Origin of the sequence: Bacillus sp. JJ664 (genome assembly GCF_036962205.1) — a bacterium.
Taxonomy (GTDB): Bacteria; Bacillota; Bacilli; order Bacillales; family Bacillaceae_G; genus Gottfriedia.
In genome coordinates, this window is the sequence record NZ_JBALMS010000051.1 from 104,641 (window position 1) to 123,312 (window position 18,672).

Sequence of the window (18,672 nt, forward strand, 5' to 3'; positions counted from 1 at the left end):
AAGTTTTATAAGAGATTCTGATTGATTAAGAATTAGAAAAGAATAAAATGAGAACTTCCTGCGAACATTAACTATATGTTTTATTTGGAAAAGAAAAAAATACTCAGGACGGAACTGTATATGACAGAAATAAATCCTAAAAATCGAAAATCAAAAAAAGTAAAGATTTTAAAGAATGCAATAGCAATGTGTGTTGGGGCAATTCTCGTAGCAGTAGCATTAGAAATTTTTTTAGTACCTAATGACGTTATTGATGGGGGTATTACAGGAATTTCTATTATGATTTCAAACCTAACAGGTTTACCATTAGGAATTTTTATATTTGTTTTAAATATTCCTTTTTTCTATTTAGGTTATAAGCAAATAGGAAAAACTTTTGCGTTTTCAACTATTTTCGGAATCATTGTACTATCGTATTTTACGTCAAGATTTCATCCTGTACCTCCGTTTACAGACGACATCCTCCTTGCAACAATTTTTGGAGGAATTATTCTTGGCATTGGAGTTGGACTTGCGATTCGATATGGTGGAGCGTTAGATGGAATTGAAATATTGGCTATCATCATCAATCAAAAGATTCCTTTTTCAGTCGGTCAAATTATATTGATCTTCAACCTATTTATATTAGGAACAGCAGGTTATGTTTTTACATGGGATCGAGCAATGTATTCAATTTTAGCCTATGTTATTGCATTTAAAACGATTGATATTGTTGTAGATGGATTAGAACAATCAAAATCTGTTTGGATTATTAGCGACAAAAGTATTGAGATAGGTGAAGCAATATTATCAAGATTGGGTCGTGGTGTTACATATATTAATGGTGAAGGGGCTTTTTCTAGGGATGATACAAAAGTAATCTTTTGCGTTGTCACTCGACTAGAAGAAGCAGAAATCAAGGATCTAGTTGATGATATTGATCCAACTGCATTTTTAGCAATTGCAGATATTGCTGAAGTACGAGGCGGTCGATTTAAAAGTAAAGCAGCACATTAAAAAATAATTTGGATGGATTGGAGTTTATCAATTTAAAGTAACTGAATCAAAGACCATTTCGCTAATCGTGGAATGGTTCTTTTAATGTCCTTAAAAGATCTAGCAACATTAGTAAAACCTATATTCAAGATTAATTGATTAATTACTATGCAATATGGAAATTTAAAATTATCAACAATTTTGTGAAGGATGTCACAAATTAGACAATGAACTGACAAAAAGTAGACATATAATATGGAGGCAATACGAAATATCAGAAGTAAACTATACATAAGAACATAAATGGTTAAAGGATTCTAATTGAAGAAAATTTTCTCTAACGTTGTTCTAATTATTTTAGTTAAACTTATGATACTTTGTGAAAAAGTTTCATAATAAAGGAGGATGTATTGTGAGCGTGTTAGAACTTGCACGATTGCAGTTTGGTTCAACTACAGTTTTTCACTTTTTATTTGTACCACTTTCAATCGGTTTAGCATTTATGGTTGCATGTCTAGAGACATTGTACGTTTATCGTAAAAATGAAACTTATAAAAAATTAACAAAATTTTTTGGGCACTTATTTTTAATTAACTTTGCTGTAGGTGTAGTTACAGGTATTATTCAAGAATTCCAGTTTGGCATGAATTGGTCGGAGTATTCACGTTTTGTAGGTGACGTTTTTGGTGCACCTTTAGCAATTGAAGCACTATTAGCATTTTTTATGGAATCGACATTTCTAGGGATTTGGATATTTGGATGGGATCGACTTCATAAGAAAGTACATTTAATGTGCATTTGGTTAGTATTTTTTGGTACGTTGATGTCTGCGTTTTGGATATTGGCGGCAAACTCATTTATGCAAGAACCTGTCGGCTTTACGATCAATAACGGTCGTGCAGAAATGAATGATTTCTTTGCACTTATTACAAATCCTCAGCTTATAGTTGAGTTCCCACATACAATTGCTGGTGCCTTAGCAACTGGTTCATTATTTGTTGCAGGTGTTAGTGCATATAAAATTTTAAAAAAGCAAGAAACTGAATTATTTAAAAAGGCATTTAACCTTGGAATGATCGTCGCTTTAGTTGCTGGTATTGGAGTAGCGTTTAGTGGTCACTCACAAGCTAAGCATTTAATGGAGTCACAACCAATGAAAATGGCCGCAAGTGAAGGTCTATGGGAAGATAGTGGAGACCCAGCAAGTTGGATGATTTTTGGCTTAATAGATTCGAAAAATAAAGAAAATAAGTTTGAAGTAGAAGTTCCTTATTTATTAAGTTATCTTGCCTATGAAAAGTTTGAAGGTAAAGTACCAGGGATGAATTCATTACAGGCAGAATATGAGAAATTATACGGTCCAGGTAACTATATTCCACCAGTTAATACGACATTCTGGAGCTTTAGAATTATGGCTGGAGCAGGAATGGTAATGATTTTGATGTCATGCCTAGGCTTACTGTATAGCTATCGTAAGAAATTAGAGTCAAAGAATTACTTCCTAAAGGCAACGATATTTTTAATCTCTTTACCGTTTATTGCAAACTCTGCAGGTTGGATTATGACGGAAGTAGGACGACAACCATGGACGGTGTTTGGATTAATGACAACTTCTGCTTCTGTTTCACCTAATGTTACAAAAGGATCATTAATCTTTTCCTTAATAACGTTTACAACAATGTATGCAATTTTAGCAGCGGTTTTAATTTACCTCTTTGTTAAGGAAATAAAGAAAGGAACGGATCACGGTGTAAAAGATAGTGAATCGAACGTTGATCCATTTGCAAGGGAGGCTTCAATCCTATGATTGAACTAAATGAATTATGGTTTTTACTTGTAGCAGTATTATTTATAGGCTTCTTTTTCTTAGAGGGTTTCGATTTTGGAGTAGGTATATCTACAAAGTTACTTGCTAAAAATGATACAGAGAGAAGAATTTTGATTAATACAATCGGTCCGTTTTGGGATGCGAATGAGGTATGGTTATTAACTGCAGGAGGCGCGATTTTTGCAGCCTTTCCTCACTGGTATGCGACGATGTTTAGTGGGTACTATATTCCATTTGTATTCGTATTGATGGCTTTAATTGGTCGTGGAGTCGCATTTGAATTTAGAGGTAAAGTTGATAGTCCTAAGTGGGCAAAAACTTGGGATTGGGTCATTTTTATAGGAAGTTTATTACCACCATTTTTATTTGGCGTGTTGTTTACAAGTATACTACGTGGAATGCCAATTGATAAAAATATGAATATTACTGCTAGCTTTTCAGACTATGTAAATACTTATTCAGTAGTTGGCGGAGTAACAGTTACCCTTTTATGTTTACTTCATGGTGTGTTGTTCTTAACGTTAAAAACAGTAGGAGATTTAAGGTCTCGTGCACGAGCATTTGCTAGTAAATTAATATTACCTGTTCTTATTTCATTAATCATATTTACTGTTTTATCATATTTCGAGACTGATTTGTTTACAGTTAGAGCTCATATTACAGTACCACTAATTTTATGTATCGTTGTAGCATATCTATTTGCGTCATTCTTTATCTCTAAACAGAGAGATGGCTGGTCATTTGCAATGACAGGTTTAGGTATTGCATTAACAATCAGTACTTTATTTACTGCATTGTTTCCAAGAGTGATGGTGAGCTCAATAAAAAATGCATATGATTTAACTGTTTATAATGCATCTTCGGGTCCGTATTCATTAAAAGTTATGACAATCGTTTCGTGTACATTATTACCATTTGTACTCGGATACCAGATTTGGAGTTACTATGTGTTTAGAAAACGTGTAGACGAGAAGGATTTGACATATTAATGGGAAAAAATCTGCTTAAGTATAATGGAATGTCGAAATTACTCATTCTATTAGTCGCGTTAACTGTTGTACAAGGGACGGCCATAATCGTTCAAGCATATATGCTTTCAAAAGCAATTGTTAGTTTATTTAATGGGAAAAGTAGTAGCGAAATATTTTACGCTACTATTTTCTTCATAATCGCTTTTGTATGTCGTTATATCATTAATTCAATAAAACAAAACTATTCTGAACGTTTTGCTGATCTTGCTGTCAGTGAATTAAAAATGAAAGTTCTTGATAAGCTTTTTAAGCTCGGCCCTAGATTTACTAAAAAAAATGGGACTGGAAATATCGTTACATTAATAATGGAAGGGTCAGTACAATTAAAACAATATTTAGAGATTGTTCCTGCTAAAATGATTAACCTAGCAATTATTACTCCACTGGTTGTATTATATATTTTCTTTGTTGATAAGCTTTCCGCCATTATTTTAATCGTTACTTTTCCAATTTTAATTGTATTTATGATCTTATTAGGGTTAGCCGCCAAGAAGAAAGCTGATAAACAATGGAAGGTTTATCGACTTTTATCAAACCATTTTACTGACTCATTAAGAGGTCTAGAGACTTTAAAATATTTAGGGATTAGTCGTAATCATATTCATCAAATTGATCAAGTGAGTGAGCATTATCGTAAAGCAACTATGAGCACTTTAAAGGTTGCATTTTTATCGTCATTTGCACTCGACCTTTTTACGATGCTTTCAATTGCTACAGTTGCAGTATTTTTAGGGTTGCGATTAATTGAAGGTGAAATTCTTTTTAGTCCAGCACTAACAATTTTAATTCTTGCACCTGAATATTTTTTACCTGTACGTGAAGTAGGAACGGATTATCATGCAACTCTGAATGGTCAAGAAGCAGGTAAAGCGATGCAAGCTGTTTTAGAAGAACATGAATTTAAAGATTCAATAGATACAACGATTGAAGATTGGAAAAGTGATAGTTTTCTTAAATTAAATGATATTACGTTAGAAATTGATCAAGATACTCCAGTCGTGTTAAAAGATATAAACGTGAGTTTTAATGGCTTTCAGAAAATAGGAATTGTAGGTGAAAGCGGTTCAGGTAAATCGACGCTTATTGATTTGATTGGTGGATTTTTAGAACCTACAAAAGGCGTGATGAAAATTTCAGGTAAAGAATTTTCTCATCTGCAATTAAAAGATTGGCAAAAACAATTACTCTATATTCCGCAACACCCCTATATCTTTTCTAAAACTTTAAGTGAAAATATTCGTTTTTATCAACCTAATGCGTCAATGGAAGAAGTTGAAAAAGCATGTGAAGAGGCTGGCTTATCATCATTGTTAAACGAATTACCTAACGGTTTAGAAGAGAAAATTGGAGAAGGTGGAAGGAGTTTAAGCGGTGGTCAAAACCAACGTATTGCGCTAGCGAGGGCATTTCTAGAAAAGAGGAAAATCCTACTTTTAGATGAACCCACAAGTCATCTTGATATTGAAACAGAGTTTGAGTTAAAAAAAACAATGCTTACTTTGTTTGAAAATAAATTAGTCTTCTTAGCAACACATCGACTTCATTGGATGAAGGATATGGATCTGATACTAGTTATGAAAGAAGGTATTTTAGTAGAAGTTGGTACACATAAAGAATTAATGACTAAAAATGGGTACTACTATCACTTAATTACTAGTTAGAAGGGAAAATGAATGTTTAATAAAAATGATTGGGTATTACCATATATAAAAGAAAATCGACGCTTATTTTTGGTGGTAATCGTCATCAGCGCAGTAACTGTTTTTTCGGCTGCTGCCCTTATGTTTATGTCAGGCTTTTTAATTTCAAAAGCGGCAACGAAACCAGAAAATATTCTAATGATATATGTTCCAATTGTTGCAGTCCGAACATTTGGTATTTTAAGGTCAGTATCAAAATATATTGAAAGATTAATTGGGCATCATACAATTTTAAAAATTTTATCTCGAATGAGAACAAGATTATTTAGTGTTCTTGAACCTTCTGCACTTAAGATTAAATCAAAGTTTAAAACTGGGGATATTTTAGGGATATTATCTGATGATATAGAATATTTACAGGACATCTATTTAAAGACAATATTTCCAGGTATGGCTGCACTGTTTATATATGCAATTTCTATTATTGCGCTAGGATTTTTCTCCATTCCATTTGCAATATTAATAGCTTTCGTGTCATTTGTATTAATCGGGATTCTTCCATTTATTTCGTTATTAGTGGAAAAAGCTAGATCACAAAAGATTAAAAGTGAGAAGAACACGCTATACAAAAGTCTTACCGATGCTGTAATGGGGATTAGTGATTGGATGTTTAGTGGTCTTCAATCTAAATACATTCGAGAATTTGAACATGGTGATGAAGTATTAAGAAAGCTTCAATTACAAGAAAAAGCTTTTAGAAGAAAACGAGATTTATTAGCTCAAATGATAGTAGGGATCCTTGTTTTACTAATGTTATATTGGGTCGGAAATGAGAGTCATGTTGGGGATATGCCAAGAACTTTAATCGCTGCATTCGTTTTAGTTCTTTTTCCTCTAACTGAGGCACTTATTCCATTATCTAATTCAGTTGCAAGTATGACTATATACAATGACTCAATTAATCGTTTAGAGAGTATTGAGGAAAATCAAATAGAATCTACTTCACTAGCGTTTACCGGGGAAATGAGTGAACAAGTAAATATAATGTTTGAGGATGTTAGCTTTGAATATCTTGAGGGAGAAAGTATCTTACATCAGATCTCATTTAAATTGGAACCAAATACAAAAACAGCATTATTAGGCCCGAGTGGCTCAGGAAAATCAACCATTTTAAAACTAATTGAAGGTGTAGAAGTACCAAATGAGGGAAGCGTTACACTTAATGAAATAAAGAGTGATTTATATGGAGAAAACATAGCCAAGATTGTGTCAGTACTTAATCAAAACCCGTATTTATTTGATACAACAGTATTGAACAATATACGGTTAGGGAATCCAAAAGCTAGTAATGAAGAAGTAAAAAGAGTGGCTAAAATGGTAGAGCTTCATGATTATATAGAATCCCTTCCACATGGATATGATACGCCAATGCACGAAACTGGTATGAGGTTTTCAGGAGGTGAACGACAACGAATCGCCTTAGCAAGAATCTTACTTCAAAATACGCCAGTTGTCATATTGGATGAACCAACTGTTGGCTTAGATTCAATTACAGAAAGAAAATTACTCAATACTATTTTTCATGTGTTAGAAGGTAAGACAGTTCTTTGGATCACCCATCATTTAATCGGTGCTGAAATGGCAGATAATATTTTGTTCTTAGACAAAGGCAAAATAATGATGAATGGAACACATAATGAGCTTTATTTGAATGAAGATAGATATCGTAAGTTATTTGATCTTGATCGTCCATATAGTGGGAATGACTGAAGTCAGTAATAGTTAACTGATTTGCAGACTTAAATTGTGCTAATACGCCAAGGTGGTTCTTCGCCTGCTATAAGTATAGGGCATCTAGATTGGAAATCTGTTAAACAATTAGACGAAAAAAACAAAAAAGATGATCCTTCCTACATTAAGGATCATCTTTTTCATTGTGACGAGTGACCTAAAGTGAGATACGTGCGAGGAGGATCGGTTGTTTATCCGCAAAAAGGGAGCGGATTATTTATCATACTTTACATATAAAAAAGACCAAATTTTTATATTTTGGTCTCGGTTATTCAGGAGGAATAAAAGTCATGTCAGCTGCATCCTGAATTTCATCATCAATAACCTTTGCGGATCCTAATATCTCAAGAATACTACCAAACAATTGTATATTATCTGCAAGAAGCAAATTCTTGTGTATATTGATGATTCTATTTGGGTCAGTCTCGAATAATTCTTTAGTGACTCCAATCGCACTTGCAAACTGTCCAATTGTACCAATTAAAAGTCCAGACAAAATTTCATTTTTACCTTCAAATTCAGCTTGAGAATTTGGAGCTTCATCTAGAGCAAATAGCTGTTCTGTGCTCGTCGTTTCTAAAACTTGTGCAATAACTCTAAGCCATTCTGCAGCTACAATTTGCTTTTCGAGTTTTGATCGGAGTTTGTCATTTTCATCGTTTCTTTGATTTGTGTTAGCTTGTTTGAGCCCTTTTCTTAGTAAACCGATTTTAATCACCCCGGTATTATTTCATACAGTTATATTCATTATTAGTATTCTAGGTAAGCTACATTTGCGACGTGTAATTGATAAAAGTATGTTAAATTTAAGTATCGATTTTGAATAACTAAAAAGTGGTCTATAAAAAAATCCTTTATTAAGATAGAATAGATAAGGTTTGATTCATAAAAATTCGGGTAAGATTAACATGAAAGTATAAGCCGATTTAATTCATTCGTTAAGATTTGGAAGGTAAATTGAGTTCATTGCAATACTATAGTGTGAAATTGAAACAATGGTAAGTATATATTGTAATAGGATAAGGAGAAATAAATGAACAATTATAAATTAGTCATTCAATATGATGGTGGAAGATATAAAGGATGGCAAAGACTAGGTAGTGGTGAGAGTTCCATTCAAGGAAAAATAGAAAATGTATTATCAGAAATGATTGGAAGACCGATTGAAATAATCGGTTGCAGTAGAACAGATGCAGGCGTACATGCATTTGCTCAGATTGCTAATTTTAAAATAGGTGAAAACATTCCTGTGTTAGAAATGAAACAGTACTTAAATCGTTACTTACCCCAAGATATAAGTGTAATTGATGTATCAATTGAGGGAGAACGATTCCATGCACGATATAATTCAAAAGCCAAAACCTATTTATATAAGATTTGGAACGAGGATTATTCAAACCCATTTATGCGAAGATACAGTATGCATGTTGAAGAATCTTTGGATATGAGCAAAATGGAGATAGCGGCGAAGCATTTTTTAGGTGAACATGATTTTACTGCTTTTTCGAATGCTAAATCTAAGAAAAAGTCCATGATACGTAACATTTATTCAATTGAAATTGAAAAAGTAGATGGATTTCTACAAATTAGAGTTAGTGGAGATGGATTTCTATACAATATGGTCAGAAAGATTGTTGGTACACTGATTGAAGTTGGTCTTGGGAAAAGGGATGCGAAAGAAATTAGTGGAATGATTCATTCAAAAGATCGTGGTCAAGTAAGCAGTTTAGCGGATCCTGGTGGTTTATACTTAGAAAGCATTGAGTTTTAATATTAAATATAAAAGGATATGGGACTTTTCTATAAGAAAGGTCCCATATCCTTTTTATGTATGTTTTTACATTTCTTCGCCGTTATCGTGGTTAAACATCCAATGGATGCCAAATTTGTCTGTTAGACTACCGTAGCATTTGCTCCAAAATGTTTCTTGAAGCTCCATACCAACTTGTCCACCTTCTTTTAATTTACTATAGACAGCTTGAATTTCCTCGACATTATTACTTTGGAAAGAAAGGTTGATATTGTTTCCTTCAACAAAAGGTCTACCAGGGAACGTATCAGAGAACATAACTCTGCTACCATTAAGATCCAGTCTAGCGTGCATTACTAAATTTTTAGACTCTTCTGGAAGAGGATAGTCTGGATTTTGTGGAGCTTCTCCAAATGTCATAATTTGTGGAATTTCAGTTTCAAAAACTTCAGCATAAAATTCTACAGCATCACGTGTATTTCCATTAAAATTAAGATAAACTTCGATTGGCATGTCAATCTCTCCTTAGTAATTAGAATGTAAATCATTTTCAACAAACTCAACTTTATTTTATCAAAAAATAGAACTAAATCATTTGTAGAAATTTTTTGACAATTTATTACTCAAACAATACATCTAATTGAGGTAGTAAAATGAAACGAAAAGACATACTTCAATATTTGAAACTGAAATGTTATTTCATAAATGATTATGATTTTAGGGAATTTTGGTTCATAATAGTAGATAACTTGGAATGAAGAGAAAGGTGTTCAATAAATGAGGCATTTAACCATTTTATCAAAAATTGAAAATCACATGGATCGGTTTACGCAGGCAGAAAAAAAGATTGCTATATATATTATGGATCATGCTGAGATGGTTCCAAATTTGACAACAAAAGATATTTCTAACAATACGGGTTCAAGTGAAGCGAGCGTAGTTAGATTTTGTAAAACAATCGGAATTGGAAGCTTTAAAGCTTTTAAACTAGCTCTAGTACGTGATTTAACAGTAGCTGAAATGAATATTAACGATTTTTCTGTTATGGAAAAAAAAGATTCTCCATATGATTTATTTAATAAGGTTACATACGTAAATAAAGCGGCTATCGAGACTACAGTTTCAACTCTTGATAAGAGAGAACTAGAAAAAGCATCAGACATCATCGTAAAAGCAAAGAAAGTCTTATTTTATGGTGTAGGAGGCTCCGCAGTTTCTGCGATGGACGGTGCATATAAATTTACTAAATTAGGATACTTTTCGGTGATGAATCTAGACTTTCATATGATGCTATCATTGGTTGGACATCTCGATGAAGGAGATGTATTTATTGCCATTTCTAACTCTGGTCAAACGAAAGATGTACTAGAACTATCACGCTTCGCAAAGAAAAAAGGAGCTACGATTCTAGCCATTACAAAGTTGGGGAAATCTCCATTATTTAAAGAAGCAGATATTAAGCTGTGCACACCGGATATGGAGCAAGCCAATAGAATTGGAAGCATTGCTTCTAGAACGGCACAATTAAACATTATAGATTCTTTATATATCATTAGTTTTAATCAAATTGGAAATAAGGTTTCCAGTAAACTTCATGAATCTAGTGAAGAAGCAAACACATTGAGACGATAGTATACAAAAAGACGACCTCTAACGATAAAAAGTTAGAGGTTATTTTCAATAGAAATCGAATAATGAAAATAATAAATAAAGAAATATGAGAAGGAGAAGGAGCAATCCAAATGAAAACAATTGGTTTAATCGGAGGAATGAGCTGGGAATCATCCTTGCTTTATTATCAAATCATTAATCAAACTGTAAAAGAAAAGCTAGGTGGGCATCATTCTGCAAAGAGTTTGCTGTACTCAGTTGACTTTGAAGAAATTAAGACTCTTCAACATGAAGGAAAGTGGGCGGAAGCTACAGAAATTATGATAGATATTGCCCGCAAACTCGAAATAAGCGGAGCGGATTGTATTGTCATTTGTACGAATACTATGCACAAAATGGCTGAAGAAATAGAAGATGCAATTTCTATTCCTTTACTACATATCGCGGATGCCACAGCAAAACTAATTGTAAATGATGGAAGAAAAAAAGTTGCTTTGTTAGGTACTGCTTTTACAATGGAGCAGGATTTCTATAAAGGTAGACTGATTGAACAATTTGGACTTGATGTATTCGTTCCTACACCAGAAGATTGTAAAATCATACATGACATTATTTATGAGGAACTTTGTTTAGGGTTAATTAAAGAAAATTCAAAGCAAGCCTATTTAGAAATTATTGATAAGTTGATCGATCAAGGTGCAGAAGCAGTAATTCTTGGGTGTACTGAAATTACACTACTAATTTCTCAAGAGAATTGTCGTGTCCCTGTGTATGATACAACGAAAATTCATGCAGAAAATGCAGTGGAGTTTTCATTACGTAATGAACGGTAATATTGATAGCTAGGAAAGATATATAAAAGGTAGTTAAAAATTTCTACGAAAAAATTAGTACCTACTACTAGGATATGGTGTTATAATGAGTGTAACAAAAAAATCAGTGAGGTGACTAAGCTATGTTAACATCAAAAGCTAGAATTACTGCAATAGGTTCGTATGTCCCAGAAAAGAAACTAACGAACTATGATTTGGAAAAAATAGTAGAAACAAATGATGAATGGATTGTAAAACGAACTGGAATAAAAGAACGTAGAATTGCTGATCGAGATGAATTTACTAGTGATATAAGCTATAAGGCAGTAATAAATTTAATGGAACGATATGAGCAAACAGTGGAAGATGTTGATATGATTATTGTTTGTACATTAACGGCCGATTTTAATACACCAAGCGTAGCATCATTAATCCAAGCAAAACTAGGTATTAAGAATGCTGGCGCAATTGACTTAAATGCCGCATGTGCAGGGTTTACTTATGGATTGTATATTGCAAATGGGTTAGTAACCTCAGGATTAAATAAGAAGATTCTTGTGGTTGGTGCAGAGACTTTATCTAAAATTACCGATTATGAAGATCGAACTACATGTATATTATTTGGAGATGGTGCAGGAGCAGTTCTAGTAGAATACGATGAAGAAAATCCGAGTTTTCTTTCTTCACATATAGGTTCTGAAGGAGATAAAGGTAAACACTTGTATTGCACAAACCTAGCGAATCAAATGTTTGAAGAAGAGTTAATCAATAGTCATAAAATCGTACAAAATGGTCGCGAAGTGTATAAATGGGCGGTTACTTCAGTACCAAAAGGTATGACGAAAGTGGTTGAGAATGCTGCTATTTCGCTTAATGAAGTAGATTGGTTTGTCCCACATAGTGCGAATTTAAGAATGATCGAATCAATATGTGAAAGAAGTGATTTTCCAATTGAACGTACCTTGTATAGCCTAGTGGACTACGGAAATACATCATCAGCTACGATTCCATTATCACTAGATCAAGGGGTTGTTGAAGGAAAACTTAAAAATGGAGATAAAGTATTATTATATGGTTTTGGTGGTGGGTTGGCTCAAGCAGGGTTACTTATTAATTGGTCACTATAAAAAATATGAATCATTATAAAGAACTGTATGATGACAGTTCTTTTTTTTATGAATAGAAACTCACCGCATGCCATACTAAAAAATGAGTATCCTAGATTAAGAAGATTAGGTATATTAAACAAAGAAATGAAATAAAATTTCATAATATGTTTGATTAGTATTGACATTTAATTTCAAAGTAATAGAATAAAAGTGTGAAATGAAATTTCATTTTTTTGAAAGAAAGGTGATTTGATGTTAGAGAATTTATCAACAGAGGCAAGGAATAATAAGACATCTAATTTAGATGAAATGACAACAAAACAGATTCTTACAGCAATGAACGAGGAAGATCATAGTGTACCAACTGCTGTAGGAAATGAAATAGAAAATATTGAAAGACTTGTTTTAAAAGTAATTGAATCCTTTAAAAAAGGAGGAAGATTAATTTATATTGGAGCAGGAACAAGTGGCCGATTAGGTATATTAGATGCTGTTGAATGTCCGCCAACATTTGGTACAGAAACAGAAATGGTTCAAGGATTAATTGCAGGTGGTTTGAAAGCGTTCACAGTTGCTGTAGAAGGTGCAGAGGATCGCGAAGATTTTGCAGTAAACGATCTGAAAGAGATTTCCTTAGATGATAAAGATATCGTTATTGGAATTGCAGCAAGTGGTAGAACACCATATGTAATTGGTGGTTTACAGTATGCAAAAGAAGTTGGAGCAAGTACAGGTAGTGTAGCTTGTAATAAAAATTCAGAAATTAGTAAATTTGCAGAAGTTAGCATTGAAGTAGTGCCTGGTCCCGAAATATTAACAGGATCAACTCGATTAAAAGCGGGAACATCACAAAAATTAGTGTTAAATATGATTTCTACTGCTTCTATGATTGGAATTGGTAAAGTATATAAAAACCTAATGGTTGATATGCAATCCACAAATATTAAACTAATTGAACGTTCAAAACGAATTATTATGGAAGCTACAGATGTCGATTATGAAACTGCATCTAAATACTATGAACAAGCAAATAAAAATGTGAAAGCTGCAATCGTTATGATTTTAGTTCAATGTAATTATGACGATGCTTTAGAGAAATTAAAAGAAGCAGATGGCTTTGTACGAAAAACTTTAACGGTTTAGAAAATAAATAAATAAATAAATAAATAAATAAATAAATAAATAAAGAAACTGGAGGGGTAGTTATGAACAAAGAACAACGTTTAGCTAAAGAAATAGCTGAGCAGATTGGTGGTAAAGATAATATTAAAAGTGTTGCTCATTGTATGACTCGATTACGATTAACATTGAAGGACGATCAAAAAGTAAATATCCCATTACTTAAGAAGATTAATGGCGTAATGGGTGTGATTGAGGATGATACTTTACAAATTGTAGTCGGTCCAGGAACTGTAAATAAAGTTGCGGATGAAATGAGTAAAGAAACAGGTTTGAAGATTGGTGAAGTAGCAGAGGACAATAAGTTTGATGGGATTGCTGATCAAAAAAAATCAGAAATAAAAAGTAAAAATAATACACCAATTAAAAATATATTACGTAAAATTGGAAGCATTTTCATTCCATTAATTCCAGGTTTAATTGCTTCTGGAATCATCAATGGAATTGCAAACTTTGCTAAAAATGCTGGAGTTGATCCAACTCAAACTTGGATGCAGATCCTTTTATTGATTGGTAGTGGTATCTTTGCATATTTAGGTATTTTAGTCGGTCTAAATACTGCAAAGGAATTTGGTGGTACACCAGTACTTGGTGCAATCGCTGGTATTTTAATTATTAATCCAGGTCTAGCTGAAATTAAAATATTCGGTGAAGCATTAATTCCTGGTCGAGGCGGTTTGTTTGCAGTCATGTTTGCAGCATGGCTAATGACGGTTATTGAAAAGCGTGTTCGTAAAATTGTGCCAAATGCAATTGATATTATTGTAACACCTTTAATGACTATATTAATTGTTGGATTATTAACTTTATATGCAATTCAACCAGTAGCGGGTATTTTATCAGACGGAATTACAAGTGGCATTAACAGTATTTTAGATATTGGTGGACCGATAGCAGGAGCTGTGTTGGCAGGAACTTTCTTACCATTAGTAATGGTTGGTCTACATCATGGTTTAACACCGATTCATATGGAATTTATTAATACAATGGGAGTAACACCGATTCTTCCAATTTTAGCGATGGCTGGTGCTGGTCAAGTAGGTGCAGCAATAGCAATTTTTGTAAAAACAAAAAATAAAAATTTAAAAAATGTGATAAAAGGTGCGTTGCCAGTTGGATTTTTAGGGATAGGCGAGCCGCTATTATACGGGGTAACATTACCATTAGGTAGACCATTCTTAACTGCTTGTCTTGGTGCAGCAGTTGGTGGAGCATTTCAGGCTGTAATGAAAACAGCTTCAGTTGGTATTGGTGTATCAGGATTATCATTACTTCCATTAATTGCAGATAATAAATATATCTTATACTTTATTGGAATTGTGATAGCATACACTTTTGGTTTCATTTTCACATACTTGTTCGGCTTCAAAGAAGAAATGGCAGATAACTTGTAACACAAAAAGGAGGTTTTTTGAAACCTCCTTTTTTTGATAGAAAGGAAGAGAACTTATGCTAGGAATTTCAATCTATTTATCAAAAGAACATATCGAAAAGAATCTTCAATTGATCCAGTCAGCAAAAGCAAGTGGATTTCAATCAATTTTTACTTCACTTCATATACCAGAAGACGATCCTTCAACTTATAAAGAACTTTTACAACTACTTGGTCAGCAGGCTATGGATCATCAAATGGAACTAATTGCAGATATTTCGCCTAAATCCTTATCGTACTTAGGTTTAAACTACTCCTCTGTAACTGAACTTGTCAATTGGGGCGTTTCTGGTTTAAGAGTTGATTACGGTTTATCAGAAAAACAAATTGCGGAACTTTCAAAAAAGATGAAAATAGCATTAAATGCTAGTACAATTACCGAGGAATTTTTAGAGACTTTACTTCATTATGATTTATGTACTGAAAATGTAGAAGCTTGGCATAATTTTTATCCTAGACCAGAAACAGGGTTGTCAAAACATTATCTAATAGAAAAAAATCGGTGGTTAAAAAAATGTGGTTTAACAACCATGGCCTTTATTCCGGGTGATGGTGAAAAAAGAGGTCCTCTTTTTAATGGCTTACCAACATTGGAGAAGCATCGTGAAGCGATTCCACTACATGCCTATTTGGAATTAATTAAATCCTGCTATGTCGATAAAGTACTCGTTGGAGATATAAGTTTAACGAAAAAAACGGTGGAAATTCTAGCTATGGCAAAAGATTATATTCCATTACGTTATAAAACTGATTTATTAGATCGTACACTTCTAAACAGTATAGAGGAAATTCACACGAACCGAGAAGACCCAGCTAGAGATGTAATTCGGTCTATGGAATCTAGATTATACGGTAGATTTGGTCATGTAAAATTATCGCCTAACAATACAACTGACCGTGTACGAGGATCAATTACAATCGACAATGAACTTTATGGTAGATATGCTGGTGAAATGCAAATTACACTTACCAATTTACCGAGTGATCCAAAAGTTAATGTTGTGGGTAAAGTCATAGACGAAGATCTTCAATTATTATCTTATATTGGAGCTGGTAGTAATTTAAAATTAATACCAGTAGAAGACAAGCGATTACAATCTGTTTAAAAGTAAATTCTTTCCTCTTTGATAGTTTCTAAAAAACCTTTATGATTTAAAGAGAGATTATAAGAAATTGGATGGTAGGAAATAAATGAAAGAAAAGTATTATGATGAATTATTAAATATTAAAACTGAAGGCGAGCAAGTTGGGTTTAATGAATCTTTGCATTATCATCGATATGAACCTACGCCTTATGCTGCGCTAGAAATTTTATTCAAACAGTATGAACTAAAAAGCACTGATCGTATTGTTGATTTCGGTTGTGGTAAGGGACGATTAAACTTTTATATTCATTACTTATTTAATGCATCAGTTATTGGGATCGAAATGAATGAGACATTTTATTTGGAAGCAATTCAAAACAAGAAACTTTATGTAAAGAAAGATGATGAGAAAATTCAGTTCTATCATTGCTTTGCAGAAAATTATGAAATACAACCTTTAGACAATCATTTTTACTTTTTTAATCCTTTTTCCATACAAATTTTTATGAAAATTATTAAAAATATTTTGGTATCAGTAGAGACAGCAAGAAGGGAAATTGAAATAGTGTTATATTACGTCTCAGATGAATATATTTACTTTTTAGAATACCAGACTGCATTCGAGTTGAAGAAAGAAATGATTATTCCTGGATTATATGAACGCAATCAAAATGAACGGTTTTTGATTTATCATTTAGTATATTAGTTGTTTGAATGCAAGGAATTCGTAATCAAATTGGAGAATCGTATATGTAGGAAAGATTTAGTTTCCCCAAGATGAAAGGGAGAGTTACTATGACTGAAAAGAATGCATTTTTAGAAGCTTTTAAACGTACAAAATACCAATTAGTTGGACATGGACCGAGAGATTTTCAGGTGTTAAAAGATGCGCTAATTAGTTATGACGAAGATTACGAAAGCGATGTATATGGAAATGGTAAAGTAATTGAAAATTTTCAGGAAAAGATGGCTACCTATTTAGGTAAAGATAAAGCGGTATTTTTTCCGAGCGGTACGATGGCTCAGCAAATAGCATTAAGAATATGGTGTGATCGAAATGGTATACATAAAGTTGCGTATCATCCACTGAGTCACTTGGAGATACATGAGGAAGATGGGTTAAAAGAATTGCATCGCATTGAGCCGATATTATTAGCGGATAAAAATAGGCTAATTGAGTTAGAGGATGTTTTATCATTAGAAGAAGAGATTTCATGTTTACTAATTGAATTACCTCAACGTGAGATTGGTGGGCAATTGCCAGATTTTGAAGTATTAGAATCAATCTCTACATATTGTCGTGAGAAAGGAATTAAGCTGCAATTGGATGGGGCAAGACTATTTGAAATTCTGCCATACTATCAAAAGACAGCAGCTGAAGTTTGTCAGTTGTTTGATAGCGTTTATGTGTCATTTTATAAGGGGATTGGTGGACTAGCTGGGGCTATACTTGCCGGAGATCAGGACTTTATTGAAGAGTCTAAGATTTGGAAAAGACGCCATGGTGGCGATTTAATCAGTTTGTATCCATATATCATTACTGCTGATTATTATTTCGACAAGCGCGTTCATAAAATGGCTACTTACTATGAAAGTGCAATTGAGCTTGCTAGCTTATTTAATGAATGTAAAGCTACGACAACTGTGCCTTTAATCCCTGTGTCTAATATGTTCCATGTGCATTTTGATGCACCAATCGAAAATGTGAAATCAGTATTAATTGACGTTTATGAGGAAACGAATATTGGAATAACAGGTAATCTAAGACCGATTGACGAAAATAGCTGTTATTGTGAGATCAGTCTTGGAGATCAATTTGGTAAGGTATCTAAAGAAACAATAAGTAATGTATTCCAAATTTTAAATGATAAATTAAGTGGAATAGTTAAATAATAATTAAAAATAGAGGAGTATGAGTTTTCTATGCAAAAAATTACGACTTTCTTAATGTTTGAAGGTAAAGCTGAAGAAGCAATGAATTATTATATGTCTTTATTTAATCATTCTGAAGTAGTCAATATTACTCACTATGGAGCTGAAATGGGCGAGTTTGAAGGTAAAGTTATTCATGCTACATTCACACTAAATGGTCAACAGTTTATGTGTATTGATAGTACTGTAAAGCATAAATTTACATTCACACCTTCTGTATCACTTTATGTAACTTGTGAATCTGAAGAGGAATTAGACAATGCATTTGAGAAATTAAGCCAAGATGGCGAGGTATTAATGCCTTTAGCTGCGTATCCGTTTAGCGAGAAATTTGCATGGGTCAATGATCAATTTGGAGTGTCTTGGCAATTGAGCTTTGGAAAAAAATAAGTATATAAACTTTAAATAACACAGCAATTTAGTAAATGAAAATATCACATGTTAAAAACTAAATAACAATATAATTTAAAAAAGAGAAGTCTTTGATTTCCACTCCA

General features: G+C 33.0%; 17 protein-coding genes. 15 read left to right on the top strand and 2 right to left on the bottom strand.

Going from position 1 to position 18,672, the window contains the following annotated elements:
* The first annotated feature begins 120 nt into the window (after positions 1-120).
* The 5 genes from V7056_RS09725 (at position 121) to cydC (ending at position 7,244) form a co-directional block, all read left to right on the top strand.
* The gene (locus V7056_RS09725) at positions 121-996 is read left to right on the top strand and encodes a YitT family protein (RefSeq protein ID WP_499701442.1); all 876 of its coding nucleotides are present in this window, start codon (positions 121-123) and stop codon (positions 994-996) included.
* A 391-nt stretch (positions 997-1,387) separates the two neighbouring features.
* Positions 1,388-2,782, top strand: coding sequence for a cytochrome ubiquinol oxidase subunit I (locus V7056_RS09730; RefSeq protein ID WP_499701444.1), 1,395 nt, complete (start codon positions 1,388-1,390; stop codon positions 2,780-2,782).
* On the top strand, positions 2,779-3,792 hold the full coding sequence (gene cydB, locus V7056_RS09735) for a cytochrome d ubiquinol oxidase subunit II (RefSeq protein ID WP_499701446.1): 1,014 nt from the start codon (positions 2,779-2,781) through the stop codon (positions 3,790-3,792). The genes V7056_RS09730 and cydB overlap by 4 nt, the downstream gene beginning before the upstream one ends.
* On the top strand, positions 3,792-5,495 hold the full coding sequence (cydD, locus tag V7056_RS09740; protein WP_499701448.1) for a thiol reductant ABC exporter subunit CydD: 1,704 nt from the start codon (positions 3,792-3,794) through the stop codon (positions 5,493-5,495). The genes cydB and cydD overlap by 1 nt, the downstream gene beginning before the upstream one ends.
* A 12-nt stretch (positions 5,496-5,507) precedes the next feature.
* The gene (gene cydC / locus V7056_RS09745; RefSeq protein ID WP_499701450.1) at positions 5,508-7,244 is read left to right on the top strand and encodes a thiol reductant ABC exporter subunit CydC; all 1,737 of its coding nucleotides are present in this window, start codon (positions 5,508-5,510) and stop codon (positions 7,242-7,244) included.
* Positions 7,245-7,533: 289 nt separating this feature from the next.
* On the opposite strand, the gene V7056_RS09750 is transcribed toward cydC, so the two are convergent.
* Positions 7,534-7,983 (bottom strand): hypothetical protein, encoded by a 450-nt coding sequence (locus V7056_RS09750; RefSeq protein WP_499701452.1) that lies wholly within the window; start codon positions 7,981-7,983, stop codon positions 7,534-7,536.
* Between the two features lie 315 nt (positions 7,984-8,298).
* On the opposite strand from V7056_RS09750, the gene truA reads away from it, so the two are divergent.
* On the top strand, positions 8,299-9,036 hold the full coding sequence (truA, locus tag V7056_RS09755) for a tRNA pseudouridine(38-40) synthase TruA (protein WP_499701454.1): 738 nt from the start codon (positions 8,299-8,301) through the stop codon (positions 9,034-9,036).
* Between the two features lie 66 nt (positions 9,037-9,102).
* Here the strand turns inward: truA and V7056_RS09760 are convergent, their stop codons facing one another.
* Entirely contained in the window at positions 9,103-9,528 is a 426-nt protein-coding gene (locus tag V7056_RS09760) for a VOC family protein (protein ID WP_499701456.1), read from the bottom strand.
* A 264-nt stretch (positions 9,529-9,792) separates the two neighbouring features.
* Here V7056_RS09760 and V7056_RS09765 point away from each other — a divergent pair, with 264 nt between their 5' ends.
* The 9 genes from V7056_RS09765 (at position 9,793) to V7056_RS09805 (ending at position 18,565) form a co-directional block, all read left to right on the top strand.
* Positions 9,793-10,647 (top strand): MurR/RpiR family transcriptional regulator, encoded by an 855-nt coding sequence (locus tag V7056_RS09765; protein ID WP_499701458.1) that lies wholly within the window; start codon positions 9,793-9,795, stop codon positions 10,645-10,647.
* A 110-nt stretch (positions 10,648-10,757) separates the two neighbouring features.
* Positions 10,758-11,459, top strand: a complete 702-nt coding sequence (locus V7056_RS09770) for an aspartate/glutamate racemase family protein (protein ID WP_499701460.1) — start codon at positions 10,758-10,760, stop codon at positions 11,457-11,459.
* A gap of 122 nt (positions 11,460-11,581) precedes the next feature.
* Positions 11,582-12,565, top strand: a complete 984-nt coding sequence (locus V7056_RS09775; protein ID WP_499701462.1) for a ketoacyl-ACP synthase III — start codon at positions 11,582-11,584, stop codon at positions 12,563-12,565.
* A 234-nt stretch (positions 12,566-12,799) separates the two neighbouring features.
* The gene (gene murQ, locus V7056_RS09780) at positions 12,800-13,690 is read left to right on the top strand and encodes an N-acetylmuramic acid 6-phosphate etherase (RefSeq protein WP_499701464.1); all 891 of its coding nucleotides are present in this window, start codon (positions 12,800-12,802) and stop codon (positions 13,688-13,690) included.
* Between the two features lie 62 nt (positions 13,691-13,752).
* Positions 13,753-15,120: a PTS transporter subunit EIIC gene (locus V7056_RS09785; RefSeq protein ID WP_499701466.1), complete on the top strand. Its 1,368-nt coding sequence runs from the start codon at positions 13,753-13,755 to the stop codon at positions 15,118-15,120.
* 55 nt (positions 15,121-15,175) lie between these two features.
* Positions 15,176-16,264, top strand: coding sequence for a DUF871 domain-containing protein (locus V7056_RS09790; RefSeq protein WP_499701468.1), 1,089 nt, complete (start codon positions 15,176-15,178; stop codon positions 16,262-16,264).
* An 85-nt stretch (positions 16,265-16,349) separates the two neighbouring features.
* The gene (locus V7056_RS09795) at positions 16,350-16,949 is read left to right on the top strand and encodes a class I SAM-dependent methyltransferase (RefSeq protein WP_499701470.1); all 600 of its coding nucleotides are present in this window, start codon (positions 16,350-16,352) and stop codon (positions 16,947-16,949) included.
* A gap of 89 nt (positions 16,950-17,038) precedes the next feature.
* Positions 17,039-18,136, top strand: coding sequence for a threonine aldolase family protein (locus V7056_RS09800; protein WP_499701472.1), 1,098 nt, complete (start codon positions 17,039-17,041; stop codon positions 18,134-18,136).
* Positions 18,137-18,166: 30 nt separating this feature from the next.
* A complete protein-coding gene (locus V7056_RS09805; RefSeq protein ID WP_499701474.1) occupies positions 18,167-18,565 on the top strand; it encodes a VOC family protein in 399 nt (132 codons plus the stop codon).
* Positions 18,566-18,672: the final 107 nt, after the last annotated feature.

Bases quoted from the DNA above. Each gene is read 5' to 3' on its own strand.
- V7056_RS09725 (WP_499701442.1), top strand. From the start codon at position 121: ATGACAGAAATAAATCCTAAAAATCGAAAATCAAAAAAAGTAAAGATT.
- cydB (WP_499701446.1), top strand. From the start codon at position 2,779: ATGATTGAACTAAATGAATTATGGTTTTTACTTGTAGCAGTATTATTT.
- cydD (WP_499701448.1), top strand. From the start codon at position 3,792: ATGGGAAAAAATCTGCTTAAGTATAATGGAATGTCGAAATTACTCATT.
- cydC (WP_499701450.1), top strand. From the start codon at position 5,508: ATGTTTAATAAAAATGATTGGGTATTACCATATATAAAAGAAAATCGA.
- truA (WP_499701454.1), top strand. From the start codon at position 8,299: ATGAACAATTATAAATTAGTCATTCAATATGATGGTGGAAGATATAAA.
- V7056_RS09760 (WP_499701456.1), bottom strand. From the start codon at position 9,528: ATGCCAATCGAAGTTTATCTTAATTTTAATGGAAATACACGTGATGCT.
- V7056_RS09765 (WP_499701458.1), top strand. From the start codon at position 9,793: ATGAGGCATTTAACCATTTTATCAAAAATTGAAAATCACATGGATCGG.
- V7056_RS09770 (WP_499701460.1), top strand. From the start codon at position 10,758: ATGAAAACAATTGGTTTAATCGGAGGAATGAGCTGGGAATCATCCTTG.
- V7056_RS09775 (WP_499701462.1), top strand. From the start codon at position 11,582: ATGTTAACATCAAAAGCTAGAATTACTGCAATAGGTTCGTATGTCCCA.
- murQ (WP_499701464.1), top strand. From the start codon at position 12,800: ATGTTAGAGAATTTATCAACAGAGGCAAGGAATAATAAGACATCTAAT.
- V7056_RS09785 (WP_499701466.1), top strand. From the start codon at position 13,753: ATGAACAAAGAACAACGTTTAGCTAAAGAAATAGCTGAGCAGATTGGT.
- V7056_RS09790 (WP_499701468.1), top strand. From the start codon at position 15,176: ATGCTAGGAATTTCAATCTATTTATCAAAAGAACATATCGAAAAGAAT.
- V7056_RS09795 (WP_499701470.1), top strand. From the start codon at position 16,350: ATGAAAGAAAAGTATTATGATGAATTATTAAATATTAAAACTGAAGGC.
- V7056_RS09800 (WP_499701472.1), top strand. From the start codon at position 17,039: ATGACTGAAAAGAATGCATTTTTAGAAGCTTTTAAACGTACAAAATAC.
- V7056_RS09805 (WP_499701474.1), top strand. From the start codon at position 18,167: ATGCAAAAAATTACGACTTTCTTAATGTTTGAAGGTAAAGCTGAAGAA.